This is a genomic window from Arthrobacter jiangjiafuii (assembly GCF_018622995.1).
Lineage (GTDB): Bacteria > Actinomycetota > Actinomycetes > Actinomycetales > Micrococcaceae > Arthrobacter_B > Arthrobacter_B jiangjiafuii.
In genome coordinates this window covers 3164029-3188772 of the sequence record NZ_CP076022.1, presented here as the reverse complement: position 1 = coordinate 3188772, position 24744 = coordinate 3164029, and the positions used below count along the sequence as shown (strand labels likewise).

The window sequence follows — 24744 nt, the reverse complement described above, 5'->3', positions numbered from 1 at the left end:
CTAGGACTCCAGCAGAGCCGTGACGGGCGCGCCCAGACGGATGCTGCCCACGGGTTCCCCGCCGCCCAGCACCGGCCGCATGATCTTATCCAGCACGGCGCCAACCTTCCCGGCGTCGACGGCGCCGGACGCGGCGAGCAGGGTCAGGCCCACCAGGGACGCGGCGCGGGTGTCGCCGTCGAGCATTTTCAGGGCCACCGAAACGCCGGTGTCAGTGCCCAGGACAAGGACACCCTCGGCGCCGTTCTTGGAAATGATGCCCAGGTCCTCCATCACCACCGTGTTTTCCCGGCCGACGCCGTGGACGGCCCAGGGGTAGTCCAGCATGGCGGTGGCCACGGTGGCGGCCCGCGCGTCGCCGTGCTTGCTCGAGGGTGCCTTGGCCAGGCGGCCGATGCCGCGGGCCAGCCCGGTGAGCGAGACGGCGGCCAGCGGCGCACCGCAGCCGTCGGTGGCCCAGTGCCGGATGGTTTCACCGGTGAATTCTTCGAAGACTTCGGCGATCCGGACCTGCAGCGGATGCCGCGGATCCAGGTAGGTCGCGTGATCCCAGTTGTTTTCGGTGCAGGCCCAGAGGAACGCAGCGTGCTTCCCCGAGCAGTTGAAGGCCAGCTTGTTCTTGCCCTTGCCGGCGCGGATCAGCGCGTGGCGCGCTGCTTCGTCCTGCGGCCAGTCCTCAGGGCACTGCAGGTGGTCTTCGGTCACTCCTGCCGCGGCCAGCATGGTCAGAACGACGTCGGTGTGCTCCTTGGACCCGGTGTGGCTGGCGGCGGCCAGCGCCACCTGCGGCCCGCGCAGCGGAACCCCGGATTTCATTGCGGCCACGGCCTGGAACGGCTTGAGCGTGGAGCGCGGAAAGATGGGCGTGGTGATGTCGCCCAGGGCGGTGACGACGGTTCCGTCCGCAGCCATCACGACGGCGGAACCGATATGGCGGGACTCGATAAAACCGTTGCGTTCCACAACGGCAAGTTCAACGGCATCGGACGCAGTAAAAGTGGCAGGCATGTTCTTATTCCACCATGAACTGCACTGACTGCCAGCCGGAGGCGCCGTCGGGCACCGTGTCGGCACGCGCGTCGGTCTGCACACCGTCCCGCGGGTCAGCGGCCCGCGCCCGCACCGTGTGGTTGCCCACATCCAGGGCAGCTGTGCGGAAGGAAAACTGCCGCCAGGTATCCACCGACGCCTCCGCCGCCAGGACCGCCGGCTGCCAGTCGCCGTCGTCGATCCGCACTTCCACGCCCGTGATGCCCCGCTGCTGCGACCAGGCTGTGCCGCCAATGTCGACGGGGCCGGCAGGCACCCGGGCGAACGACGCCGGGACCTCCACCCGTGCCATCGTCTTGACGGGCGCCTGCTCGGCCCACCCGCGGTCGGTCCAGTAGGCTCTGTGCGCGTCGAAACGGGTCACCTCCATGTCGATGATCCATTTCGTGGCCGACACAAAGCCATAGAGGCCCGGCACCACCATCCGCACCGGATAGCCGTGCTCCGGCGGCAGTGGCTCGCCGTTCATGCCCACGGCCAGCAGGGCGTCGCGGTCATCCTGCAGCACCTCCAGGGGTGTGGAGGCGCTGAAACCGTCGATGCTGGTGGAGAGCACCATGTCCGCGCCGGCGGTGGGGCGCGCCCGGGCCAGCAGCTCCCGCACCGGCAGCCCGAGCCACTTGGCAGTCCCGGCCAGGTCGCCGCCCAGCGGATTGGAAACGCACGTCAGGGTGAGGTGGCGTTCCACCAGGTCCGCGTCCAGCAGCTCGGCAAAGCTGAGCCGGATTTCTTCCTCCACCATCCCGTGGATCCGCAGCTCCCAGGTTTCGGCGTCCACCTCGGGCACGCTCAGCGCGGTGTCGATCCGGTAAAAGTCGGCGTTGGGCGTGAGCCACGGCGTCACTCCGGGAACCGGGGACTGCAGGCCGGCGGGAAGGGGTGGGGCAGGATCAGCGGCGGCGGGCAGCTTCAGCGAGGCCCGGAACGTGGATGTGGCGCTGCGGGCTGCGGCGATGGCTCGGCCGCCGGTTGCTGCCGCAGCGGCCAGCACCACGGTAAGCCCGGCCGCTGCGAAGAAGCCGCGCCGGCCGGGGCGGAAGCCAGCGGGGAGATCAGTGCGGGGAGCAAGGTCCTGCTCCGGGGTGACACCGGGTCGGTGCGCGGGGGACGGGCTGCCGATGGCAACCCCGGCACCGCCGTCGTTCTGACCGTCCCCCGCCGAGACCGGACGGTTGGCGGGCTCTGCTGCAGGGGCGCCCGCCGACCGGGATCCACTATCCACCTGCTGTTCAGGAACCGCAACAGGCGGCGGGGAATCCGGTGCCGGAATCCGCAGGATGAGGCCGTGCAGCACGCCGATCCCCACGGCGGTGCCGAGCAGGGTCGGAACCGCATCCAGGACAGTGGCACCGGCGCGGGTCAGGACGCAGGCCACGATCACCGCTCCCATGATGAGGACGGCGGAAACACCCAGCGCCCAGCGGCGCCTGGCCAGGATTCCCGCCAGGGCTGCCAGCACGGTGATGGTCACGGCCATCCCGGCAAAGAGGGCGGCTTTGTCGTTGGTGCCGAAGGTTTCAACTGCGAAGTTCTTCAGCCACAGGGGAGTGAAGTCAATAAACGTGGAGCCCAGGGCAAGGAGCGGCCGGGCCCGCGCCGTAAAGAACGCTCCGGCCAACTCGGCCACGGCAAGCACCGTCGCCGCAGCGAGGATTCCGGCCAGCGCGGCGTACAACAGTACAGGGCGGGGCCGAAACAGGGACCGGATGCGGGTCCGTGCGGGCGAAGGCGTCGGGGAGTCCGTCATGGATGCTATTCGCAGCAGTCCGGCGCGGGTATGGGTGGCCGCGTCACACGCCGGTCCGTGCTTTCGGCTGCCGGAACCCACCCAGTACCCTGAACTACTGTGAAGGTTCTCGTTGTTGGCCCCGGCGGCCGCGAACATGCCCTTGTCCGATCCCTGCTCAACGACCCCTATGTCCGTGAGGTGCACGCGGCCCCCGGCAACGCCGGTATCGCACAAATGGTTCCCGTGCATGACATCAATGCCAGCGATCCGGCGGCGGTAACCGCGCTGGCCCGCAGCCTGGGCTCGGACCTGGTGGTTATCGGGCCCGAAGCCCCGTTGGCCGCGGGCGTCGCGGATGCCCTGCGGGAGACAGGGATAGCTGTCTTCGGTCCGTCACAGGCCGCCGCGCAGCTCGAAGCATCCAAGGCCTTCGCCAAGCAGGTGATGGCGGCAGCGAATGTTCCCACCGCCATGGCCCGGGTGGCGGCGAACGCCGAACAGGCAGCCGATGCGCTGGACACCTTCGGCGCCCCCTACGTGGTGAAGGATGACGGGCTGGCGGCTGGCAAGGGCGTGGTGGTCACCTCCGACCGGGACGAGGCACTTGCCCACGCCCAGGCCTGCTTCGACGCCGGCGGGACCGTGGTGATCGAGGAATTCCTGGACGGCCCCGAGGTCTCCCTCTTTGTCCTCTCCGACGGCCGCAACGTGGTTCCGCTGGCCCCGGCCCAGGATTTCAAGCGCATATACGACGGCGATGAGGGCCCCAACACCGGCGGCATGGGAGCCTATTCGCCGCTGGACTGGGTGCCGTCCAACCTCGTGGAGGACGTGATCACCCGGGTCGCGCAGCCCACCATCGACGAAATGGCTGCCCGTGGGACCCCCTTCGTTGGAGTGCTGTACTGCGGACTGGCACTGACATCGCGCGGCATGCGCGTGATTGAGTTCAACGCCCGCTTCGGCGATCCCGAAACTCAGGCTGTGCTGGCCCGGCTGCGCACCCCGCTCGGCGGGCTGCTGATGGCTGCCGCCAAGGGTGAGCTGGATCCGATGGAGCAGTTGAAATGGGATCCGCGGACGGCAGTGGCCGTGGTGGTGGCCGCCGCGAATTATCCGGACGCTCCCCGCACCGGCGACCGTATCCGCGGACTGAAAAAGACCGGGAAGATCGACGGCGTGCACGTGCTGCACGCCGGAACCCGGCTCAACGAGGAGGCCAAAGTGGTCTCCGCCGGCGGGCGGGTGCTCGCCGTCGTCGGTCTGGGCCCGAACCTGCAGGCCGCCCGGGAGCTCGCCTACGCGGGGGTTGAGGCCATCACCCTGGACGGCTCCCAGCACCGCACCGACATTGCGCTGAAGGCGCTGAACGGCGAAGTGGCAGTGCCCGCGGGATCCGGCGCCGTTCCGGACCGCACCGGCCCCACGGACCCGAACCGAGAAGGAGACCTGGCATGAGCGCCCCCGAACTGGCCGGCTGGACCCACGCCTACTCCGGGAAGGTCCGCGACCTGTACGTTCCGGCGGACCTCTCCGCACCGGGGGCCCGGGAGCAGGTCCTGGTGGTGGCCAGTGACCGGATCAGCGCCTACGACCATGTGCTCTCCACCGAGATCCCGGACAAGGGCCGCATCCTGACCCAACTGAGCCTGTGGTGGTTTGACCAGCTGGATGTTCCCAACCATGTGATATCGGCTCACGAAGGCGTGCCGGCGGAAGTGGCGGGCCGGGCGATGATCTGCAAAAAGCTGGACATGTTCCCGGTGGAATGCATTGCCCGCGGCTACCTCACCGGCAGTGGACTGATCGAATACCGGCAGTCCCGGACCGTGTGCGAAGTGCCGCTGCCGGCCGGCCTGGTGGACGGCTCACGGCTGGAACCGGCCATCTTCACGCCGTCGGCCAAGGCCGAGGTGGGCGAACACGATGAGAACATCAGTTACGACGCCGTGGTGGAGACCGTGGGTACCGGGACCGCTGAAACGCTGCGCTCGCTGACCCTGGAGATCTACACGGCGGCCGAATCGATCGCCCGGGAACGCGGCATCATCCTGGCCGACACCAAGGTGGAATTCGGCCTGGACCCGTCCAGCGGCGTCGTCACGCTCGGCGACGAGGTCCTGACCCCGGATTCCTCCCGCTTCTGGGACGCGGCGCTGTACGCCCCGGGACAGGCCCAGCCGTCCTTCGACAAGCAGTACGTCCGGGACTGGCTGACTTCGCCCGAATCCGGGTGGGACAAGGCCTCGGACGCCCCGCCGCCCGCGCTGCCGGCCGACGTCGTCGAGCGCACCCGCGCCCGCTATGTCGAGGCCTACGAGCGACTGACGGGCAAGGCGTTTAACTAGCGCTGTTCGGCTGGCGCTCGAAGGTCAGGTGGACTACGCCGCGGCAGTTCCTGTCGCCTGTTCGAGGGCTTGGACCGGTGAAGCGGTGAGGAATTCGAAGCGGGTGCCGTTGGCCATTTCGATGGGCGGCCGGGGACCCCGGTCATCCGGGAAGGCACAGCAAAAAGGGCCCATCAAAAATGATGGACCCTTTTGCGGTTTGGTCGGGGTGACAGGATTTGAACCTGCGACCTCGTCGTCCCGAACGACGCGCGCTACCAAGCTGCGCCACACCCCGTAACCACTGCCGTAAAGCGGGTTTCCCCGCCGGTCAAGCAACTTTACAAGTGTAGACGATGAGGCAGGATTCCGCGAAACCGGGCTTGCCTGCGGCGGTAATACACTGCTGCCGGCTGCGCCCGGGAGCGCTCCTACACCAGCGATTCCTGCCACGCGGACTGCAGCTTCGCGAACCGGCCGCGCCCGCCGGTGAGCTCCGCCGGAGTGCCATCCTCCACCACTTCGCCGTCGTGCATCACCAGCACCCGGTCGGCGATCTCCACCGTGGACAGCCGGTGCGCGATGATCAGCGCCGTCCGGTTGCCCAACAGGGTCTTCAGCCCGCGCTGGACCAGCCGCTCGCTGGGGATGTCCAGCGAGGACGTGGCCTCGTCCAGGATCAGCACCGCAGGATCGGCCAGGAAGGCGCGGGCGAAACTGATCAGCTGCCGCTGGCCGGCGGAAACCCGGCCGCCGCGCTTGTTCACATCGGTGTCGTAGCCCTCGGGCAGGGCCTCGATGAACCCGTGTGCCCCCACTGCCTTGGCCGACGCGATGATCTCCTCGCGGCTGGCCTCTGGCTTGCCCAGGGCAATGTTGTCCGCCACGGAGCCACTGAACAGGAACGCCTCCTGTGTCACCATGACGACGGCGCGGCGCAGGTCACGCTGGGTGAGGTCGCGCAGGTCCACCCCGTCCAGCAGCACCGAACCGTCCGAGGGGTCGTAGAAGCGGGCAATGAGCTTGGCGAGGGTGGACTTGCCGGCACCGGTCGCACCCACCAGGGCCACCGTCTGGCCGGCCGGGATGTGCAGGTCCATCTTCGGCAGGATGACCGGCCCGTCGCCGTAGCGGAACTCCACGCCGTCGAACCGGATGTCACCCGCGGCGTGCTCCAGCTCCACCGGTTGCTTGGGCGGGCGGACGGTGGGGACTTCCTCCAGCAGGCCGGAGACCTTTTCCAGGGCGGCGGAAGCGGATTGGAAGGAGTTGTAGAACATGGCCATCTGGTCCACCGGCTGGAAGAAGCGCTTGGCGTACAGCAGCAGTGCCAGCAGGGCACCCAGTTCGAGGCCGCCGTCGAGCACCCGGAAGCCGCCTGCCAGCAGCACCACGGCCACCGTGGCGTTGCCGATCAGCACCAGCCCGGGCTGGAAAATGCCGTTGAGGTTGATGGAGCGGACGGTGGCCACCCGGTAGTCCCCGGCCAGGTCGTCATACTTGGCGGCATTGGCCTCTTCGCGGCGGAACGCCTTGACGGCGCGGATGCCGGTCATGGTTTCGATGAAGTGCACGATCAGTTTCGCGGAAGCCACCCGGGAGGCACGGTAGGCCAGCTGGGAGCGTTTCTGGTACCAGCGGGTCAGCGCGAACATGGGCACGAATGCGGCCAGCAGCAGCAGCCCGGTACGCCAGTCGAGCAGGAAGATGCTCACGGCCGTGAAGACCATGTACAGGGCGCCCGAGGCCAGCGAACTGATTCCCGAATCCAGCAGTTCGCGCAGCGCTTCAAGATCCGAGGTCTGCCGGGAAATGATGCGGCCGGAAGTGTATTTCTCGTGGAACTCCAGGCTCAGGCGCTGGGTGTGCCGGAAGACCCGCAGCCGCAGGTCCAGGAGCATGACCTGGCTCAGCATGGCGGTGGCGCGCACATAGCCGGCCGTCAGCGCGGCGGTCAGCAGCGCAGCCACCAGGTAGGTAACGCCGGAGAGGACCAGCGGCAGGTTGTTCCCGGCCTGCAGCTGAGGCAGGGCGTGGTCGATGCCGTAGGCGATGATGGCCGGTCCGGCCACGCGGGCGGCCTGGGAGAGGACCACCAGCGCCACCGTGCCGATGAAGCGGGCGCGGTTGGGACGGATCAGGGATCCGAGCAGGGCCAGGGAACGGCGGCGGACCGCCTGGTTCTCCTCCCTGCCCAAATGGACAGCGTCCTCGCCGGCGGTGCCGAGCCGGGCGGAGGCGTCGTAGGCCGGATCGGACGCGGCGGCCCGGATGCGCTTGCTCATCGGATGATCTCCCCGTCCTCGAGCGCGCTGTCCAGATCTTCGGGATCGGTGGGCAGGCTCGCGATCACATGGCGGTAGTGGGCGTTGCCGGCGAGCAGCTCGGCGTGGGTTCCGACGGCGCTGATCCGTCCGTCCTCCAGCAGTGCCACGCGGTCGGCCAGGGAAACGGTCGACGGGCGGTGGGCGACCACCAGCGTGGTGGTATCGGCCAGCACCTCGCGCAGCCGGCCTTCGACCAGTTCCTCGGTGCGCACGTCCAGCGCCGAGAGCGGGTCATCCATGATCAGCACCGTGGGCCGGGCGGCTATGGCCCGGGCCAGGGCGACGCGCTGGCGCTGCCCGCCGGAAAGGCTCAGGCCCTCCTCGCCGATGAGCGTTTCAGTGCCCTCGGGCAGCGAATAGACGAAGTCGGCCTGCGCCACGTCCAGCGCCTGGGCAAGCAGCTGGTCTGCTTCGGCGGAGCTGGCCGTTTCGGCGCCGAGCAGCACGTTTTCGCGGACCGAACTGGAGAACAGCGTGGTGTCTTCGAAAGCGACTGCCACGATGGTGCGCAGCTGCGCAAGCTCCAGCTCCCGCACGTCCGTGCCGTCAATACGGATGGAACCGCCGGTGACGTCATAAAGCCGGGGGACCAGCTGCAGGAGGCTAGATTTGCCGCTGCCGGTGACCCCTACCAAGGCCATGGTTTCGCCCGGGCGCAGGCAGAGTTCGACACCGTTGATCAGATCGGGGGTGCCCTCCCGGGTATCGGGGTAGGCGAAGTGCACGTCGTCGAACACCAGCTCCCCGCGCACGTCGCGCAGGTGGACCGGATGCAGGGGATTGGTGATGCTGCGCTGTGCATCCATCACCTCGTAGTGCCGGTCGATCGCTGTCTTGGCGGTCAGCGTCATCGAGAGCAGCGGGCCAATGGACTCCACTGGGCCGGCGACGACGGCGGCGGTGGCGAAGAACGCGACCAGTGCACCGATGCTGAGCGTGCCGTTTGCCACCGACGCGATGCCGACCACGAGTGCCGCGGCGAGGGCGGCTTCCGGGAGCAGCGTCACGACCAGGGAGAACTTCGCCAGTGAGTTGGCCTTGAACACTTCGGTCCGGCGCAGCCCCTGGGCCTGTTCCTCAAAGGAGTCCAGGGCTTCGCGGCTGCGGCCGAAGGCCTTGAGGACACGGATGCCGTGGACGGATTCCTCCACGGTGGTGGCGAGGTCGCCGGCCTGGTCCTGGCTCTGCCGCGAGACCTGCCGGTAGAGCCGGTTGAATCGGAAGCCGAAAAAGGCAAGGGGCACGGCAGCGGCCATGAAGATCAGTGCCAGCAGCCAGCTCGTGAACAGCATGACGATGAACCCGATTACCGCGGTGAGTGAGGTGACCACGAGCATGATGGCGCCGAACGCCATCCAGCGGCGGATGAGGTTCAGGTCGCTCATGGCCCGCGAGAGCAGCTGCCCGCTGCCCCACCGGTCGTGGAAAGCGACGGACAGGTCCTGCAGGTGCCGGTAGAAGGAGGTGCGCATACGCGTTTCCACCGTGGTTGCCGGGGAAATGACGAACTGGCGGCGCAGCGCAATGAACGCCGCCTCCAGCACGCCCAGGCCCAGGACGACGCCGGCAGCTCCCCACACTGCGGAGGGTGATCCGCCGGGGCTCAACGAGGTATTGATCAGGACCCGGAAGACCTGCGGGATGGCCAGGGCCATCAGGCTGGCGCCGAGTGCGCAGAACAATCCGAGGATGAGCCGGGGAAGGATGGGCCGCACATGCGGATACAGCCGTCCAAGGGAAAACCACAATGTTGTCTGCGCAGGCATGAAACCTCTTGGTCGGGATGGAGGGTGCTGCTCCAGCAGGACGTCCCTTTGAGGGCTCAATCCTAAGCCCGGCCCGGGGGAGGAATCGACGCCTGGCGCCGGGTTTGGCCGCCGCGGACTAGCTGCGGGCGGTCAGGGTCAGCAGCACGGCCTCCGGGCGGCACGCGAACCGGACCGGCGCGAAGCGGGAAGTGCCGATTCCGGCCGAGACGTTCATCGGCACGATGCGGCCCTGGTGCTCCCATTCGGTGACACCCTTGGCCCGCCAGGTGGGCAGGTCGCAGTTGCTGACCAGCGCGCCGTAAAACGGCACGCAGACCTGGCCGCCGTGGGTGTGCCCGGCCAGGATCAGCTCGGCGCCGCCGTCGGTGAAGTAGTTCAGGACGCGCTGGTAGGGGGCATGGGCCACACCGACGCGCAGCGCCATGTCATCCTCGCCGGATCCAGTGGCAGGGCCAGATGCCGGGAAGCCGGCGTAGACATCCCGATCCAGATGCGGATCATCCACACCGGAGAAGTCCAGCCTGACACCGCGCAGCACCATCGAATCGCTGCGGTTGGTCAGCCCGGCCCAGCCGGCGTCCTCGAAGGCGCCGAAGAGCTCACCGAAGGGCAGCTCCGGGGGTTCGCGTGTGATTTTCGAGGGCCCGGTGAAGTACTGGAACGGGCTTTTCAGCATCGGACCGTAGTAGTCATTCGAGCCCGGGACGTACACGCCCGGGAAACGCAGCAGCGGCTTCAGGGCCTCAAGCAGCGGAGGGACAGCCTCGGGATGGCTGAGGTTGTCTCCGGTGTTCACCACCAGATCCGGTTCCAGATCGGCCAGCGACTGCAGCCAGCGGGTCTTGATCTGCTGGTTCGGCACAAAGTGGATGTCCGAGAGATGCAGGACCCGCAGGGTCGGGCTTCCCGCAGGAAGAACCGCCAGGGTTTCCGCCCGGACGCCGAAGAGGTTGCGTTCGATCAAACCGGCGTAGCCCAGCGTTGCGGCCCCGGCGCCGGCCAGGCCGGCGGCTACCCAGCCGGCTGAGCGCAGGGCTGTGCCACGGGAGGAATCAGCCACCGTTAGTAGGTCTCAGGCTTTGTGGCCAGGAGGTTCTCCAGGAAGCTTGCTCCCGAAGCGTGGTTGTCGCCCTCGGGCTTCTCCTCGGGCTTCTCCTCGGGCTTTCCCTCTTCGCCGCCGCCGCCGTTTTTGTCTTTGTCGGTGTCGGCTGCGCCCGAAGCGCGCGGCGTGGGGGCAGGTGCTGCCTTGGGCGGGGGAGCCACATTGCCCATGATGCTGGCCGGGGGCGCGGTGAATGCGTTGGCACCGTACTGCCCCGGGATCCGCTGGATGAAGTTCTTCCAGGACGGGCCGGCGATCAGCGAACCGTCGATTTCGGGATAGGTCCGGCCGCCGATCTGCTTGCCTGTCATGGTGCCGCGCTCATCGCCCCAGACCCAGTTGCCGAGCCAGGAAGCGGTCACCATGCCGGTGGTGTAGCCCATGAACCAGGTCTGTGACCGGTAGTCATTGGTACCGGTCTTCCCGGCGACCGGAACGCCGATCTGCAGGAGCTGGCCGGAACCCTTGGTCATGACCTGCTGCGTGGCAGCGTTAACACCCTGGGCAACTTCCTTCTTCATGACCTGCTGGCAGTCCTGCGGCGGTACCTCGAAGGTGCGCCCGTCCACAGCCGTCACCGACTCCAGGGCGCGGGGCTCACACTTGAGGCCCTCGGCCGCGAAGGTGGCAAAGCCGGTGGCCATGGCCAGCGGCGAGGCGTCGCCGCCACCACCGAAGGATGAGGGCGGGTTGACCTCAAGCGGTACATTCTCGCCGCCGGAACTCTTGCCGTTGTGGATGCCGGCGGCGAAGGCCATCTCCTGGAACTTGCACAGATCCAGCTGGTTGATCTCCGCGAGCGTAATGGTGTTGTACGAGTTGGCCAGGCCGTCAATCACGGTGGTGGTCTTGTAATTGGTGTCACCGTAGTTGATCGGTGTCCACGCCTCGGGAATGCCGTACCGGCCGCCGGGCAGGCAGCTGGCGTTCCAGCTGTGGCCTGCGGGGTAGGTGCGCTTGCTCCCGTCGAGGGTGTCGTTCAGCTTCTTGCCCGCATCGAGCCAGGCAGCAACGGTAAACGGCTTGTAGGTCGAGCCCGGCTGGAACCCGCCGATGCCGCCCAGCGGCTTGTTCGGATCACCGTTGAGGTATTGATCGACATTGAAGTTCAGCACGGAGTTGCCCTGGCCCGCTTCGGGCGTATACCGGGTGTTCTGCGCCATCGACAGGATCTTTCCGGTGCCCGGCTCCATCGACACCATGGAGTGGCCGATCTCGGCGTCGGTGGTGTCGGGATTGGCGGTCTCGTTGATGGCCGTCTGGGCCGCAGCCTGGATTTCCGGGTCCAGCGTGGTGTTGATGCTGAGCCCGCCGCGGTACAGCAGGCCCAGCCGCTCATCCTCGGAGGCGCCGAAGCGCTCGTCGTGGGCGATCAGGTTCATGACGTAGTCACAGAAGTACGGTGCCTGCAGGGCGCCGGTGCAGTTGCTGGGAACCGGTGTGACGTTCAGGTCCAATCCCGTGGCGATGGCGGCGTCGTGCTCTTCCTGGGTGATGCGCCCCTTGTCCAGCATGGCGCCGATCACAATGTTGCGGCGGGCGATTGCGTTGTCCGGGTTGTTCACCGGGCTGTACACGGAGGGGCCGTTGACGACGCCGGCGAGCAGGGCAGCCTGCGGAATGTTCAGCGCGGAGGCATCAACGTTGAAGAAGAACTTGGCGGCAGCCTGCACTCCAAACGTGGTTCCGCTGAAGGGCACGATGTTGAAGTACCCCTCGAGGATCTCCTCCTTGGACAGCTGCTTCTCCACGGCGATGGCCAGCTTCATTTCGCGCAGCTTGTCACCGTAGGTCTTATTGATGCTGCCGGAGAGGACAACTTCCTCATCGTTGCGCATATTCGTGTCGATGATGACGTTGTTCACGTACTGCTGCGTGATGGTGGACGCGCCGCGCTTGGTGCCCGAGGAGACGTTGGAGACCAGGGCGCCGATGAGGCCCTGCACGTCCACACCGCCGTGCTCGTAAAAGCGGTCATCTTCGATGGCGAGCATCGCATCGATCATGGTGGGGGAGATCTGGTCCAGCTTGACCGGCTGGCGGTTCTCCTCATACACCGTGGCAATCAGGGAGCCGTCATTGGCATAAATCTTGGACGGCTCGGCCAATGCCCCTGCCTGCAGTTCCGACGGCAGGTTGTCGAAGAACTGAAGGGAACCGGACGCGGCTGTGCCTGTAGCTGCGGCTGCGGGGACCAGAAGTCCCGCAGCCAGAACACCGCAGAGCGCACTCACGCCGAAGAACGCGACGATCTTGCCCAGGGTGGTAGCCGTGTCGAAAAGGGGTGATTTGCGAGCTGCCATGCGCATCAGTCTACAAGCACGCGTTAGTCTTTGGATTATGAGCAAATGGGAATATTTCATCACGCCGCTGCCCCTTCACACCCCGGGCGCGGTGCTTAACATGCACGGCGAAGAAGGTTGGGAGCTGGTCCAGATCACCCCCGCCCCGAACGGTACCGGAGCGGTGGCCTATCTGAAGCGCGAGAAGTCGGCATGACAGAGGTGACCGGTGCGGTCTCGGCCGTGGAACAGCGGCTCGCGGAGCTGGGCATCAACCTGCCCGGCGTCGCAGCCCCCGTTGCCGCCTACGTCCCGGCCGTCGTCTCCGGCAACTACGTTTACACCTCCGGGCAGCTGCCGTTCGTCAATGGCGTGCTGCCGGCTGCCGGCAAGGTGGGCGCGGAGGTAGACGCCGCCGACGCCGCAGGCTATGCGGCAACCTGCGCGGTGAACGCGCTGGCTGCGATCAAGGCCCAGATCGGCGATCTGGACCGCATCAGCCGCATCGTCAAGGTGGTGGGCTATGTGGCCTCCGATCCGTCCTTCACCGGACAGCCCGCCGTTATTAATGGAGCATCCGAACTGCTGGGGAAGGTCTTCGGCGAGGCAGGCACACATGCCCGCTCCGCCGTCGGCGTTGCCGTCCTGCCGCTGGACGCCCCGGTCGAAGTAGAAGTGATCGCTGAATTTGCCTAGTACCTCTGTCCGGCTCTTCCCGGTTCCCCCGCATCAGCAGGGAGCCGCGGAGAGCTGGTTTGAACACGGTGACCGGACACCCCGCAAGCCGCGCCTGGCATCCTCCGTGGTGCTGGTGCGGGACGCGCCGCGCGGCACCGAAGCATTCCTGACCTACCGCCGCGGCGAGTCGCCGCTGGGGAAGGTGGCCTTTCCCGGCGGCAGCATCGAAGAGGGCGACGACGACGCCGTCACCTGGTTCGGCCCTGCTCCGGCGGTCTGGGCCAAGTCGATGGGGATCGACGATCCCCGGCTGGCCCGGCGGCACGTGGTCGCCGCGATCCGCGAGTTGTTCGAAGAAAGCGGGATACTGCTGGCCGGACCCGACGAGTCGACGCTCCTGGAAGCCACCAGGGGGCCGGAATGGATGGCGGCACGCGTGTCCATCGCCGCCCGGGACGCGTCCTTCCTGGAGCTGCTGACCCGCCGCGGGCTGGGCCTGCGCACCGACCTGCTGCGGCCGTTGTCCAACTGGCAGACGGCCGACTTTGCGTTGCGCCGCTTCGACACCCGGTACTTCGCGGCCGTGCAGCCGGTGGGACAGGACACCTCCCTGCTGGATGGCAAGGGCAGCTGGGGGCAGTGGCGGTCCGCCGCGGTGGAAACCGCGGCGCGCGACAGCACCGCCCTGGGTGAGGAGATCGGCCTTCCGGACACCGTGGGCCTGACCCTGGGTGAACTGACGGTCCCGCCGGTGGAACTGATCCTCGAGAAGCTGGCCAGCGCGCGCGGCTGCATCGCGTACCTGGCCTCGCGCCGGCCCGCTGCGGTGTTCCAGCCCGAGCTGGTGCAGTATGAGGACGGCTACAGGCTGGCCGTGAAGCTCAGCGGCACCGCCGAGGGGTCCGCCCAGCGCGGACGCTGACCCGGTTTCGCCAGCACCACTGGTTCCACAAGTACCACCAATACAAACGACGACGGCGCCGCTCCCGGAAAAGGGGAGCGGCGCCGTCGTCGTCTGCGGTGCTAAACCTGCTAGCGGGAGCGCTGACGCAACCGCTGCACGTCGAGAATGACCACGGCGCGGGCCTCAAGGCGAAGCCATCCGCGCTGGACGAACTCGGCCAGGGCCTTGTTCACCGTCTCGCGGGAGGCGCCGACCAGCTGGGCCAGTTCTTCCTGCGTCAGCTCGTGCGCCACGAGAATGCCGTCAGTGGCGGGACGGCCGAAGCGGTCCGCCAGATCCAGCAGCGCCTTGGCGACGCGGCCGGGAACGTCCGAGAAGACCAGGTCCGCAAGGGACTCGTTGGTGCGGCGCAGGCGGCGGGCCAGGGCCTGCAGCAGCTGCACCGAAACCTCGGGGCGGGTTTCCAGCAGTGCCTTCAGGTTGTCGTGCCGCAGTCCGGCCAGACGCGTTTCCGACACCGCGGTGGCGGTGGCGTTGCGCGGGCTCGGATCAAACAGCGCCATTTCGCCGAAGAGCTCGCCCGGGCCGAGGATGGCCAGCAGGTTCTCGCGGCCGTCCGGTGCCGAACGGCCCAGCTTGATCTTTCCGGACACGATGAAGTAGAGCTGGTCGCCCTGGTCACCTTCGCGGAAAACTGACGCACCACGTGAAAGGTCAACCTCAGTCAACTCGTCGGTCAGAGCTGCGAAGACGTCGTCTCCTAGTGAGGCGAACAGCGGCGCACGGCGCAAAACCTCGATATCCATGAAATCTCCTGTAAATAGTTGTCCCGTCTATTATCTTCCCGCACTACGGCCCCATGTGACACCTGTAATAGCTTTGTTCGCCATCGGATGATAAAAAGGACGCCCCGACCGCTTGCCTTCCGTCAATCCGTGGGAGCGGGATACACAGCTTGGACCGCTAAACTCTGGAGACGGGCCACTCCTCGAGTGAAGCCCCGCGAAGCCCTCTAGAACCTACTTGGAGCTGTTTGTGCTCGGATTCTCGCTGCTCGACGTCATTCTGCTGTTGGTGCTGCTGTTCTACCTCATCAGTGGCCTGCGGAAGGGCCTGGTAGTGACCCTTGGCGGCATCGTCGGCTTTGTTGCCGGCGCTGTGGCAGCCTTCTTTGCCATCCCCCTGGTTGCCACCTGGGTACCGGACGAAGGATGGCGGCTGACCGCCGTAATCGCCACCGTGGTGGTCCTGGTCCTGGTGGGTCATGCCGCCGGAGCCGCACTGGGTGGCGGGATCCGACGCTGGCTGAACTTCCCGCCGCTGCGGGCGCTGGACCGCTTGCTTGGCGGCGCGGTGAACCTGGCGGTGTCCGCCCTGGTCATGGCAATGCTGGCGTTCAGCGTAAACACCCTGGGTGTTCCGCTCCTCTCGCAGCAGATTGCCGCTTCCAAGGTTTTGGGTTCGATTGAGCGGGCCACCCCCGAGCAGGTCAAGGTCTGGACCGCGCAGGTCCGTTCCTTCACCCTCGACGAGGGGCTGCCCACCATTTTGGACAATGCAGCTCCGCAGACGGTTGTGGCTCCGGAGCAGGCGGTCACGTCCGAACGCCTGCAGGTCGCGTCCGAGTCGGTGGTGAAGATCACCGGCACCGCCTTCCAATGCGGCCAGAACCAGACCGGATCCGGGTTTGTGGTGGCCGATGACCGCGTCATCACCAACGCCCATGTGGTGGCCGGAGTGCCCCAGCCCGTCGTCCAGGTTCCCGGAGGCGGTGCATTGCCCGGTGAAGTGGTCTACTTCGACAGCGCCCGGGACCTGGCCGTGCTGGCGGTGGACAACCTGGACGCGGAGCCGATCCCGATGGGCGAGCCTCTGCCCAACGGAACGGCTGCGGCCTTTGCCGGGTATCCGGCCGGCGGCCCGTTCCGGCTGCAGGCCGCCAACGTCGAGCGACTCTCCGATGTCTCGGTGCGAAACATCTACGGTGCGTCCCCGGAGGTCCTGGAGGTCTACACGCTCGCTGCCAACGTCCAGCAGGGCAACTCCGGCGGCCCGCTGCTGGATATCGACGGCCGGATTGCCGGCGTCATCTTCGCCAAGACCACCGGCGACCAGCCGATCGGGTATGCCCTTTCGCTGGCCGAGGTCGGGCCGGTGGCTGAAGCCGCGCCCAGCTACCAGGAAGCAGTGTCCCCGGGGCAGTGCATCTCCGGCAAGTAGCTCGTCAGGCGTCCGCTGCTGCTGCGTCCAGCCGGGCGGCCAGATAGTCCACGGCCATCCGGTAGCCGGCGGTTCCGGCGCCGCAGATGACGACGTCGGCCACTGCCGACACGTAGGAGTGGTGCCGGAACTCCTCGCGGCGGTGGATATTGCTCAGGTGCACTTCCACGACCGGCAGCCCGACGCCGGAAAGCGCATCGGGAATCGCCACCGAGGTGTGGCTGTACGCGGCCGGGTTGATGATGATCGCGTCGGCCAGCCCCGGAGCGCCGTGGATGGCGTCGATCAGGTCGCCCTCGTGGTTGGACTGGATGCAGTCCACGGTCCAGCCGTGCGCCTCGGCCGCGGACAGCGCCATGGCTTCGACGTCGTCCAAAGTCTCCGTGCCGTAGATCCCGGGTTCGCGGGTGCCTAGGAGGTTCAGGTTGGGGCCGTTGAGGACAAGGAGGTTGCGGGTGCGGGTTGTCATGCCTTAACTATGCTCCAACCGGTTCGCGGCGCGCCGCCTCGGTGTTGCGGCGCGTCATGCGGGCGGCGGCCAGGGCACCGGCGATGGTCACCAGCGACATCAGCGCCAGTACGACGCCGGGATGCCACCAGGCACTGTCCGTCGCGGTGGCGAAGGCCTGGGTCACGGCGGGGGTGAAGCCGGCGAGGATGCCGGCAAAGCTGTATGCCAGGGACAGGGCGGTGAAGCCGGTGCGGGCCGGGAACAGGTCGGCCATCAGTCCGCCGAGGGCTGCCCAGGCAGCGGTCGGGGCGATGCCGCCGAGCAGGATGGCCAGGATGTAGGTGGTCTGGTCCGCGGTGCTGATGACCCAGTACAGCGGGAAGGAAATCAGCAGGGTGGCCGCGGCGCCGGCGGCAACCATCCGCGCCGAACCGATTTTGGTGGCCAGCCAGCCGAAGGCCGGAATGGTGGCCAACTGCAGCACGGATCCCACCAGCGCCGCGTAGAGCACTGTGTCCGAAGACAGGCCCAGCTGGGCTGTGCCGTAGGCCTGGGTGTACGTGGTCATCAGGAAATAGGAGCCGATTCCCAGCAGCGATGCAGCGGCGGCGATCAGCACGGGCATGCGCTGGGTGGAGAGCACCTCAAGGACCGGAACGCGGGGAACGGACTGGTGCTCGGCGACGTCCTTGAAGACCGGGGTTTCCTCGATGGCGAAGCGCAGGTACAGGGCGATGGCCATGAACGGGAAGGCCAACAGGAACGGAACGCGCCACAGGCCCGCTTCCATGGTTTCCTGCGATACCTGGGTCAGCGCCAGGAACGTGCCGGTGACCATGATGGTGCCCACGGGGGAGCCGATCTGCGGGATCGCGGCGTACAGGGCGCGCTTGCGCGGTTCGGCGTGTTCGGTGGCGATGAGGATGGCTCCGCCCCATTCCCCGCCGACGGCCAGGCCCTGCAGCAGGCGCAGGGTCACCAGGAGCGCCGGGGCCCAGAGGCCGATCGTGTTGTAGTCCGGCAGCAGTCCGATCACGCCGGTGGCGGTGCCCATGAGGACGATGGTCCAGATCAGGGACCTCTTGCGTCCGATCCGGTCACCGATGTGGCCGAACAGGATGGCGCCGACGGGGCGGGCAATAAAGCCGATGCCCAGCGAGAGGAAGGACAACAGGACGCCGATCACCGGATCGACGTCGGGGAAGAAAATCCGGTTCAGGATCAGGGCGGCGGCGGTGCCGAAGACATAGAAGTCGTAGGACTCCAGCGCCGTGCCAACGAAGGACGCACCGGCAACCTTGCGGGCCATGCTGCGGCTGCGGGCCGGATTCTCCGGTGCTGGAGTTGCTGCGGGGGAATTTGAGGTGGCGCTGGAAGTGGACACGAGCACTGATTCTGCTATCCCTGGTGCCCCGGTGCCAACTCAATGAGTCGGGCGTCACACTTTTGGACTTCGGCGGCGGGAAGATGAGCGGGTGAAGTCAGTCCCGGCGTGCGGCGACGAGGGACCGACCGGCTGCTGTCAGTGCCGCTGCCGCGGCGGCAGGATCGGCCACGTAGCCATGGACCATGGCGCCGTCGCGCAGCATCAGCAGCTGGTCGGCGAGGGCGTCCGGGTCATCCAGGCCCATGGCAGCCAGCCGGCCGGATACCAGGTCGTGCAGCCACTGCCGGTGCTCGGCCACGGCTGCGCGGACCGGGGAGGCGGCGTCGGGATATTCTGCTGCGGCGTTGATGAACGGGCAGCCGCGGAAGCCGGGAACACAGGTTTCGGCCCCCATCGCCTCGGCCAGCTGCAGCAGTCCGGTGCACGGGTCGTCGCTTAGCTGTTCCGCGGAGGCATGGACCCGCGCAGACTGCGCCTGGAGGTAGGACACCACCAGGTCTTCCTTCGTGCGGAAGTGCCGGTAGAAGGTGACCTTGGACGTGCCGGCCTCGGCAATGATCCTGTCGGCGCTGACGGCGCGGATGCCCTCGGCGTAGAACAGCACTGAGGCGGCATCCAGGATGCGGGTGCGCACCGGTGATGCGGTCATTGGATCCTCCCGGGTTGCGGATTCTGGCGGCGGCGGGTTTACTTGGCCAAGTAGACGTACTAGTTAGTCTACCTGTTTTCCCCACTTGAAGGAGTTGCCATGAGCGCTTTGTACACAGCGGTTGCCACCGCATCCGGAGACGGCCGCAACGGCGAAGCCCGGACCAGCGACAACCAGCTGAAGGTCAACCTGGCCACTCCGCAGGAAATGGGAGGATCCGGCGACGGCACCAACCCCGAGCAGCTCTTCGCCGCCGGCTACGCCGCATGCTTCCTGTCCGCACTGAAGATGATTGCCCGTGCCGAGAAGGCCCCCATCGCCGATGCCGCCATCACGGCCGATGTCAGCCTCCACAAGCAGGAAGTCGGATTCAAGCTCGGCGTTGAGCTGCACGTGGAAATGTCCGGCGTGGACCAGGCCACCGCCGAGAAGCTCGTTGAGGCCGCCCACCAGGTCTGCCCGTACTCCAATGCCACCCGCGGCAACATTGACGTCACACTCGACGTCACGGTCGGTTAGCCGGCCCTTTCCGCTAAAACAGCAGCAGGTGCCGTTGCCCATCCGGGAACGGCACCTGCTGCTGTTTCTGCCTGAGGAGGTTACTTCCGCATCGACTCCGCGATCTGGGTCATCACGGTGTTATCCGCCAGGGTGCTGGAGTCACCGGCCTCGCGGCCCTCGGCCACGTCCTTGAGCAGCCGGCGCATGATCTTGCCGGAGCGGGTCTTGGGCAGCTCCGGCACCACCAGGATGTGCCGCGGTTTGGCGATCGGGCCGATCTCCTTGCCCACATGGTTGCGCAGGGTGGTGACGATGTCGTCGTCGTCCTTGGCGCTGCCGCGCAGGATCACGAACGCGACCACCGCCTCGCCCGTGGTCTCGTCGGACGCCCCGACGACGGCGGCCTCGGCGACCGAGGGATGGCTGACCAGGGCGGATTCGATTTCTGTGGTGGAGAGCCGGTGCCCGGAAACGTTCATGACGTCGTCGACCCGGCCCAGCAGCCAGATATCGCCGTCCTCGTCCTTCTTGGCGCCGTCGCCGGCGAAGTACATGTTGTCGAACCGGGACCAGTAGGTCTGCTTGAACCGCTCGGGGTCGCCCCAGATCCCGCGCAGCATGGCCGGCCACGGCTCCTTGATGACCAGGAATCCGCCGGAGCCGTTGGGCACCGATTCGCCCATCTCATCCACCACGTCGATGGAGATGCCGGGCACTGCCACCTGCGCGGAGCCGGGCTTCGTGGCGGTGACCCCGGGCATCGGCGCGATCATGTGCGCGCCGGTCTCGGTCTGCCACCAGGTGTCCACGATGGGGGCGGGAACGTCCTTCTTGCCGCCGTTGCCGCCAATGACGGTGCGGTACCACATCCACGCCTCGGGGTTGATGGGCTCTCCCACCGAGCCGAGCACCCGGATGGAGTCCAGGTTGAACTTGCCCGGAATGTCGCGGCCCCACTTCATGCAGGTGCGGATGGCAGTCGGAGCGGTGTAGAGGATGGAAACCTTGTACTTCTCCACCAGCTCCCACCAGCGGCCCTGGTGCGGGGTATCCGGAGTGCCCTCGTAGATGAGCTGGGTGGCGCCGTTGACCAGCGGTGCATAGGTGACGTAGGAATGCCCGGTGACCCAGCCGATGTCTGCGGTGCACCAGTAGACGTCCGTCTCGGGCTTCAGGTCAAAGGTGTTCAGGTGCGTGAAGGCGGTCTGTGCCAGGTAGCCGCCGGTGGTGTGCAGGATGCCCTTGGGCTTCCCCGTGGTGCCGGAGGTGTACAGGATGAACAGCGGATGCTCGGATTCGTGCCCGACGGCGGTGTGCTCGGCGCTCGCGGTGCCGACGACGTCGTCCCACCAGAGATCCCGGCCCTCGGTCCACTGGACCGGCTCGCCGTTGCGCTTTACGACCACGACGCTGGTTACCGTGTGCCCGTCCTTGACCAGGGACTCGTCCACGGCCGGCTTCAGCGCTGTCGGCTTGCCGCGCCGGTAGGAGCCGTCTGCGGTGACGACCAGCTTGGCTTCGGCGTCGTCGATCCGGCTGCGCAGGGCGTCAGCGGAGAAGCCGCCGAAGACCACCGAGTGCACCGCGCCGATGCGGGCGCAGGCGAGCATGGTGATCACTGCCTCGGGAATCATCGGCAGGTAGACGGCCACGCGGTCGCCCTTGGCGACGCCGAGCGACTCGAAGGCGTTGGCTGCCTTCTTGACCTTTTCGGTGAGCTGGGCGTAGGTGTAGGTGCGGGTGTCGCCGGGTTCGCCTTCAAAGTGAATGGCCACCCGGTCGCCGCGGCCTTCTTCGACATGGCGGTCCAAGGCGTTGTAGGCGGCGTTGATCTTTCCGCCGCCAAACCACTTGGCGAAGGGGGCGTCGGACCAGTCCAGGGTCTCGGTGAAGTCTTCCTCCCATGTCAGCAGGCTGCGGGCCTGACGGGCCCAAAATTCCGGCCCCTCCGCCGCTGCTTCTTCATAGAGGGACGGCTTGGCCACGGCGTTGGCGGCAAAATCCGCGCTGGGCGGAAAGGCCCGGTGCTCGTGGAGCAGATTCTCCAGTGCATCGCCGTGCGTCTTGACGGGGGGCTGTTCAGACATTGGAAACCCTTTCGCTAGCTGTATGCCCACGGTCCAGCCCGGATCGGTGGGCTGCCGTAGCGTTGAAACCACCCTAACGCCGATCCCTCCGACTTGTGGTGCCCGTCACATGTGGTCACGGCAACGGGGGTATTTATGCGGTGAGTGGTAAGTCACGGCGGGCGCCCCTGCGGCAGTTCGGCTAGTCTGCCGTGCCCGGGTTGATTAGGCTGTGCTTTGAAGCAACCGCTTTTTTTACCGTGCATGCGGCCCGCCGCAGCGGCGGAGCGCAGTAATTGCCGGCCCGCAAGCGGCGGTCGTGAATGGAGAACAGAATGAACCAGCCCCCCGTTGAGAACGACGCCCGACCGGTGGCCCAGACCCCGGCGCCGGCCGAGAGCCTCTCAGCCCGCGAGGACAGGACCAGGACTGCCGTCCTGGGACCGTTCGGCCTGCGCGACACCGTGGTCGGCGGTTCGGTCCTGATCATGCTGATCGGATCGCTGCTGCCGTGGAGCACAACTTTCGGACTCCAGACCACCTTGTGGTCCCCGCTGACACCGCTGTTTTTCCTGGGCATCGGCATCATTCTGCCGCTGCTGGTCGCCGGTCTCTTCGCCGCCCGGCGGATGGCGCCGGAGCTGAAGTACCGCGTGGGATCGCTCTCCGTTGACCAGTTCGGGTCCGTGGTGGCAGTGCTGGCCGTAGCTTTCTTTTTCCTGCAGCTCGTCAACGAATTCACCATCGGCGCGCTGGTCACCTTTATCGGCGCCCTGGTGCTGGTAGCCTCCACCACGCTCGCGCCGCACATCCCCCCGTTCTCACGGGAGTTCGATGAGCGCGCCGAAGTGCCCGCACACGTAATGGCACGCGAGGCCGTCCGGCTGCGCCGCCGGCCCGCCCCCGCGCCCCGCCCAGCCGCTCCGGCTGCTTCCGGCACCCATGACGACCACGTCGATCACGATGACGCCGCAGCCAGGCCCGCCGGGTCGCGGTTTGCCGCAGTGGGCAAGCTGGCACCTGCCGGTCTGTTTGGCCGCAAGTCCGCCGCAACCTCCGGCAGCGCGGCTCCGGCAGTGAACGGCATCCCCGCAGACGCTGCCGCCGCTCCGGCTTCCTCCGCTTCCGCCCGTACTGCAGGCGTGGCCGCCCCGGCCGCTTCCGGCGCGTCGGCGTTCACGGCCCATCCGGCTAACACGGATGCCGGCCCGGAAACGGCGCGCGGCTCCGCAGAGCCTGCAGCCCAGGCCGCCCCGGCCGCGCGCAGCGACGATTCCCTGGCTGCCACCACGGTGAATCCCGTGGTCCGGTCCGGCCAGCAGGCCGCTGATCCGGAGCCGGCAACGCAGGTATCGCCCCAGGTTCAGCCGTCGTCGTCGGGCACTGACTCCATCAGCGCGACCCGCGAGGAATCCGAAAACGTCGTTGAAGCGTTCTGGTTTGCCGTGGGGACCCCGCGCCAGATCGTGGACGAGCGCACCGGGCTGCCGCTGTTTATGTTCCACCCCGGTGACTGGGAACTGGGCCTGGAAGACCGCGGCCACGAGTTCCTGGTTCAGGACAAGCGCACCGGCCGGATCGGCGTGCTGCGGGACCTGAGCAACATCGAACGGGTCGGCGAGGATTCCGGCAACTGATGGTGCCGCGCTTCCAAGCTGATCCCTCGCTGCTCGCAATCAAACGCAGGGCCCGAAAGATCAACCGGCTGCTGGGGGAGTTGTATCCCTACGCCGTGGCCGAACTGGACTTCACCAACGCTTTTGAGCTGCTGATCGCCACGGTGCTGTCCGCGCAGACCACCGATATCAGGGTCAACGCCGTCACGCCGGTGCTTTTTGCGCGCTATCCGGATGCCAAGGCCATGGCCGAAGCGGACGAGGCGGACCTGCAGGAACTGATCCGCCCCACCGGCTTTTTCCGGGCCAAGGCCGCCGCCATCAAGGCGCTGTCCACCCGGCTGGTGGATGAATACGACGGCGAGGTCCCTGGGAAGTTGGAGGACCTCGTCACGCTGCCGGGCGTCGGGCGGAAAACGGCCAACGTGGTGCTTGGCAACGCCTTCGGAATTCCCGGCCTCACCGTCGACACGCACTTTGGCCGGCTCTCCCGCCGCTTCGGCTGGACCACCGCCAAAGACCCGGTGAAGGTCGAGGAGGACGTGGCCGAGCTCTTTGAACCCAAGGACTGGACACCGCTGTCCAACCGGGTGGTCTTCCACGGACGGAGGGTCTGCCACGCCAGGAACCCGGCCTGCGGGGCGTGCGCCGTCGCGCAGCTGTGCCCCTCCTACGGCGAGGGCGAGACGGATCCCGAGAAGGCCAGGAAACTGCTGAAGTATGAGCTGGCCCCGGGCCGCGAGGAACTGCATGCCCGGATGATGGCGGCGGAGACCCGCGCCCAGCTCCGCGCGGCAGGCTACGGGCTGGAAGCGTGAGCGCCTACACCGAGTTGAAGGCCCTGGGCGCCACGGCATCCACCCGCACCATCAGCCTGGACACCACCCTGGAACTGCTCCGCCGCAGCGTCGATCCGGCCGTCGCCCGCCGTGCTGCCGTGCTGATCCTGTTCGGCAACCTGGATGACAAACCGGCGGACTTCCATTCCGCCGGGGTGCCCGATGAGCTTGATGTCCTGCTGGTTGAACGTGCCGCAACGCTGAACGACCACCCCGGGCAGGTGGCTTTCCCCGGCGGAGCGGTGGATGCCGGAGACGCCGGGCCCAAGGCCGCAGCCCTGCGCGAGGCGCAGGAGGAGACGGGACTGGACCCGGCCGGCGTCGTCGTCCTGGGAACCCTGCCCGAGGTGGGCCTGCCGGTCAGTAACTTCCTGGTCACTCCGGTCCTGGGTTGGTGGGACCGGCCTACCCCCGTGGACGTGGTGGACTACGGCGAATCGGCTTCCGTGTTCCGGGTGCCGGTGGCGGATCTGCTCAATCCGGAGAACCGTCGGACAGCCGTGATTTCCCGCGGATCCGAGTCGCACCGTTCGCCGGCGTTTCTGGTGAACGGCGTACTGGTGTGGGGCTTTACCGGCATCATCCTCAATGCAGTACTCGAGGAACTGGGCTGGGCCCTGCCGTGGGATGCCGCCCGGGAAGTGGTGCCGGTTCTTTAAGCGGTCGGGGCCACTGCAATCGGCCAGTTATGCTTGACCAGTTCGCGTGCCAGCATGGGCAGGCGAGGCTCAGTATCCTTCGCTTGGCGCCCTTTACCGGGCGCCCGGTAAAGGATGCCAACCGTCGGCAGTTTGTCCGCGGCAGGCATGGGCTGGATACCGCTTAATGAGGCACGCACTAAGCGTTG

21 protein-coding genes and 1 tRNA gene are annotated in these 24744 nt (G+C 67.1%); 10 read left to right on the top strand and 12 right to left on the bottom strand.

Annotated features, from left to right (window positions below; genetic code table 11):
* Both KKR91_RS14935 and KKR91_RS14930 read right to left on the bottom strand, forming a co-directional pair.
* Positions 1-1008, bottom strand: a complete 1008-nt coding sequence (locus KKR91_RS14935; protein WP_210227636.1) for an asparaginase — start codon at positions 1006-1008, stop codon at positions 1-3.
* Positions 1009-1012: 4 nt separating this feature from the next.
* A complete protein-coding gene (locus KKR91_RS14930) occupies positions 1013-2797 on the bottom strand; it encodes a molybdopterin-dependent oxidoreductase (RefSeq protein ID WP_237687400.1) in 1785 nt (594 codons plus the stop codon).
* A 99-nt stretch (positions 2798-2896) separates the two neighbouring features.
* Between KKR91_RS14930 and purD the strand changes: the two genes are divergently transcribed.
* A complete protein-coding gene (gene purD, locus KKR91_RS14925; RefSeq protein ID WP_210227637.1) occupies positions 2897-4237 on the top strand; it encodes a phosphoribosylamine--glycine ligase in 1341 nt (446 codons plus the stop codon).
* On the top strand, positions 4234-5127 hold the full coding sequence (locus KKR91_RS14920; protein ID WP_210227638.1) for a phosphoribosylaminoimidazolesuccinocarboxamide synthase: 894 nt from the start codon (positions 4234-4236) through the stop codon (positions 5125-5127). Before purD ends, KKR91_RS14920 begins: the two co-directional genes overlap by 4 nt.
* A gap of 200 nt (positions 5128-5327) precedes the next feature.
* Here the strand turns inward: KKR91_RS14920 and KKR91_RS14915 are convergent.
* The 5 genes from KKR91_RS14915 to KKR91_RS14895 all read right to left on the bottom strand — a co-directional run bounded on the left by KKR91_RS14915 (position 5328) and on the right by KKR91_RS14895 (position 12607).
* Positions 5328-5404: transfer RNA gene (locus KKR91_RS14915), tRNA-Pro, on the bottom strand.
* A 133-nt stretch (positions 5405-5537) separates the two neighbouring features.
* Positions 5538-7391, bottom strand: coding sequence for an ABC transporter ATP-binding protein (locus tag KKR91_RS14910; protein ID WP_210227639.1), 1854 nt, complete (start codon positions 7389-7391; stop codon positions 5538-5540).
* A complete protein-coding gene (locus KKR91_RS14905; RefSeq protein ID WP_210227641.1) occupies positions 7388-9199 on the bottom strand; it encodes an ABC transporter ATP-binding protein in 1812 nt (603 codons plus the stop codon). The genes KKR91_RS14910 and KKR91_RS14905 overlap by 4 nt, the downstream gene beginning before the upstream one ends.
* Before the next feature lie 118 nt (positions 9200-9317).
* Positions 9318-10262, bottom strand: coding sequence for a metallophosphoesterase (locus KKR91_RS14900; protein WP_210227642.1), 945 nt, complete (start codon positions 10260-10262; stop codon positions 9318-9320).
* Positions 10263-10264: 2 nt separating this feature from the next.
* Entirely contained in the window at positions 10265-12607 is a 2343-nt protein-coding gene (locus tag KKR91_RS14895) for a transglycosylase domain-containing protein (RefSeq protein ID WP_210227644.1), read from the bottom strand.
* A 37-nt stretch (positions 12608-12644) separates the two neighbouring features.
* Here KKR91_RS14895 and KKR91_RS14890 point away from each other — a divergent pair, with 37 nt between their 5' ends.
* The 3 genes from KKR91_RS14890 to KKR91_RS14880 are packed head-to-tail and all read left to right on the top strand — an operon-like array spanning position 12645 to position 14186.
* Positions 12645-12803, top strand: a complete 159-nt coding sequence (locus KKR91_RS14890; protein WP_210227646.1) for a Sp36 family protein — start codon at positions 12645-12647, stop codon at positions 12801-12803.
* Positions 12800-13282: a RidA family protein gene (locus tag KKR91_RS14885; protein WP_210227647.1), complete on the top strand. Its 483-nt coding sequence runs from the start codon at positions 12800-12802 to the stop codon at positions 13280-13282. Before KKR91_RS14890 ends, KKR91_RS14885 begins: the two co-directional genes overlap by 4 nt.
* Entirely contained in the window at positions 13275-14186 is a 912-nt protein-coding gene (locus tag KKR91_RS14880) for an NUDIX hydrolase (RefSeq protein ID WP_210227648.1), read from the top strand. The genes KKR91_RS14885 and KKR91_RS14880 overlap by 8 nt, the downstream gene beginning before the upstream one ends.
* Before the next feature lie 110 nt (positions 14187-14296).
* On the opposite strand, the gene KKR91_RS14875 is transcribed toward KKR91_RS14880, so the two are convergent.
* Positions 14297-14974 (bottom strand): Crp/Fnr family transcriptional regulator, encoded by a 678-nt coding sequence (locus KKR91_RS14875; protein WP_104053107.1) that lies wholly within the window; start codon positions 14972-14974, stop codon positions 14297-14299.
* A gap of 229 nt (positions 14975-15203) precedes the next feature.
* On the opposite strand from KKR91_RS14875, the gene KKR91_RS14870 reads away from it, so the two are divergent.
* Positions 15204-16388: a MarP family serine protease gene (locus tag KKR91_RS14870; RefSeq protein ID WP_210227649.1), complete on the top strand. Its 1185-nt coding sequence runs from the start codon at positions 15204-15206 to the stop codon at positions 16386-16388.
* Positions 16389-16392: 4 nt separating this feature from the next.
* Here the strand turns inward: KKR91_RS14870 and aroQ are convergent, their stop codons facing one another.
* The 3 genes from aroQ to KKR91_RS14855 all read right to left on the bottom strand — a co-directional run bounded on the left by aroQ (position 16393) and on the right by KKR91_RS14855 (position 18875).
* Positions 16393-16857: a type II 3-dehydroquinate dehydratase gene (aroQ, locus tag KKR91_RS14865; RefSeq protein WP_210227650.1), complete on the bottom strand. Its 465-nt coding sequence runs from the start codon at positions 16855-16857 to the stop codon at positions 16393-16395.
* A 7-nt stretch (positions 16858-16864) separates the two neighbouring features.
* On the bottom strand, positions 16865-18223 hold the full coding sequence (locus tag KKR91_RS14860) for an MFS transporter (protein ID WP_237687399.1): 1359 nt from the start codon (positions 18221-18223) through the stop codon (positions 16865-16867).
* 97 nt (positions 18224-18320) lie between these two features.
* Positions 18321-18875, bottom strand: a complete 555-nt coding sequence (locus tag KKR91_RS14855; RefSeq protein WP_210227651.1) for a TetR/AcrR family transcriptional regulator — start codon at positions 18873-18875, stop codon at positions 18321-18323.
* 99 nt (positions 18876-18974) lie between these two features.
* Between KKR91_RS14855 and KKR91_RS14850 the strand changes: the two genes are divergently transcribed.
* Positions 18975-19394, top strand: a complete 420-nt coding sequence (locus KKR91_RS14850; RefSeq protein WP_210227653.1) for an organic hydroperoxide resistance protein — start codon at positions 18975-18977, stop codon at positions 19392-19394.
* Between the two features lie 80 nt (positions 19395-19474).
* Here KKR91_RS14850 and acs read toward each other — a convergent pair whose 3' ends face one another.
* Positions 19475-21463 (bottom strand): acetate--CoA ligase, encoded by a 1989-nt coding sequence (acs, locus tag KKR91_RS14845; RefSeq protein WP_210227655.1) that lies wholly within the window; start codon positions 21461-21463, stop codon positions 19475-19477.
* Between the two features lie 314 nt (positions 21464-21777).
* Between acs and KKR91_RS14840 the strand changes: the two genes are divergently transcribed.
* The 3 genes from KKR91_RS14840 to KKR91_RS14830 are packed head-to-tail and all read left to right on the top strand — an operon-like array spanning position 21778 to position 24556.
* On the top strand, positions 21778-23079 hold the full coding sequence (locus KKR91_RS14840) for an MFS transporter (RefSeq protein WP_210227657.1): 1302 nt from the start codon (positions 21778-21780) through the stop codon (positions 23077-23079).
* Positions 23079-23876 carry an endonuclease III gene (nth, locus tag KKR91_RS14835; RefSeq protein WP_210227658.1) on the top strand — a complete coding sequence of 266 codons (798 nt, stop codon included), beginning with the start codon at positions 23079-23081 and terminating at the stop codon, positions 23874-23876. Before KKR91_RS14840 ends, nth begins: the two co-directional genes overlap by 1 nt.
* The gene (locus tag KKR91_RS14830; RefSeq protein WP_210227659.1) at positions 23873-24556 is read left to right on the top strand and encodes an NUDIX hydrolase; all 684 of its coding nucleotides are present in this window, start codon (positions 23873-23875) and stop codon (positions 24554-24556) included. The genes nth and KKR91_RS14830 overlap by 4 nt, the downstream gene beginning before the upstream one ends.
* Positions 24557-24744 lie beyond the last annotated feature (188 nt).

Coding starts and splice junctions, on each gene's coding strand:
- KKR91_RS14840 (WP_210227657.1), top strand. CDS start 21,778: ATGAACCAGCCCCCCGTTGAGAACGACGCCCGACCGGTGGCCCAGACC.
- nth (WP_210227658.1), top strand. CDS start 23,079: ATGGTGCCGCGCTTCCAAGCTGATCCCTCGCTGCTCGCAATCAAACGC.
- KKR91_RS14910 (WP_210227639.1), bottom strand. CDS start 7,391: ATGAGCAAGCGCATCCGGGCCGCCGCGTCCGATCCGGCCTACGACGCC.
- KKR91_RS14885 (WP_210227647.1), top strand. CDS start 12,800: ATGACAGAGGTGACCGGTGCGGTCTCGGCCGTGGAACAGCGGCTCGCG.
- KKR91_RS14895 (WP_210227644.1), bottom strand. CDS start 12,607: ATGGCAGCTCGCAAATCACCCCTTTTCGACACGGCTACCACCCTGGGC.
- KKR91_RS14920 (WP_210227638.1), top strand. CDS start 4,234: ATGAGCGCCCCCGAACTGGCCGGCTGGACCCACGCCTACTCCGGGAAG.
- KKR91_RS14875 (WP_104053107.1), bottom strand. CDS start 14,974: ATGGATATCGAGGTTTTGCGCCGTGCGCCGCTGTTCGCCTCACTAGGA.
- KKR91_RS14930 (WP_237687400.1), bottom strand. CDS start 2,797: ATGACGGACTCCCCGACGCCTTCGCCCGCACGGACCCGCATCCGGTCC.
- aroQ (WP_210227650.1), bottom strand. CDS start 16,857: ATGACAACCCGCACCCGCAACCTCCTTGTCCTCAACGGCCCCAACCTG.
- KKR91_RS14850 (WP_210227653.1), top strand. CDS start 18,975: ATGAGCGCTTTGTACACAGCGGTTGCCACCGCATCCGGAGACGGCCGC.
- KKR91_RS14890 (WP_210227646.1), top strand. CDS start 12,645: ATGAGCAAATGGGAATATTTCATCACGCCGCTGCCCCTTCACACCCCG.
- acs (WP_210227655.1), bottom strand. CDS start 21,463: ATGTCTGAACAGCCCCCCGTCAAGACGCACGGCGATGCACTGGAGAAT.
- KKR91_RS14855 (WP_210227651.1), bottom strand. CDS start 18,875: ATGACCGCATCACCGGTGCGCACCCGCATCCTGGATGCCGCCTCAGTG.
- KKR91_RS14935 (WP_210227636.1), bottom strand. CDS start 1,008: ATGCCTGCCACTTTTACTGCGTCCGATGCCGTTGAACTTGCCGTTGTG.
- KKR91_RS14905 (WP_210227641.1), bottom strand. CDS start 9,199: ATGCCTGCGCAGACAACATTGTGGTTTTCCCTTGGACGGCTGTATCCG.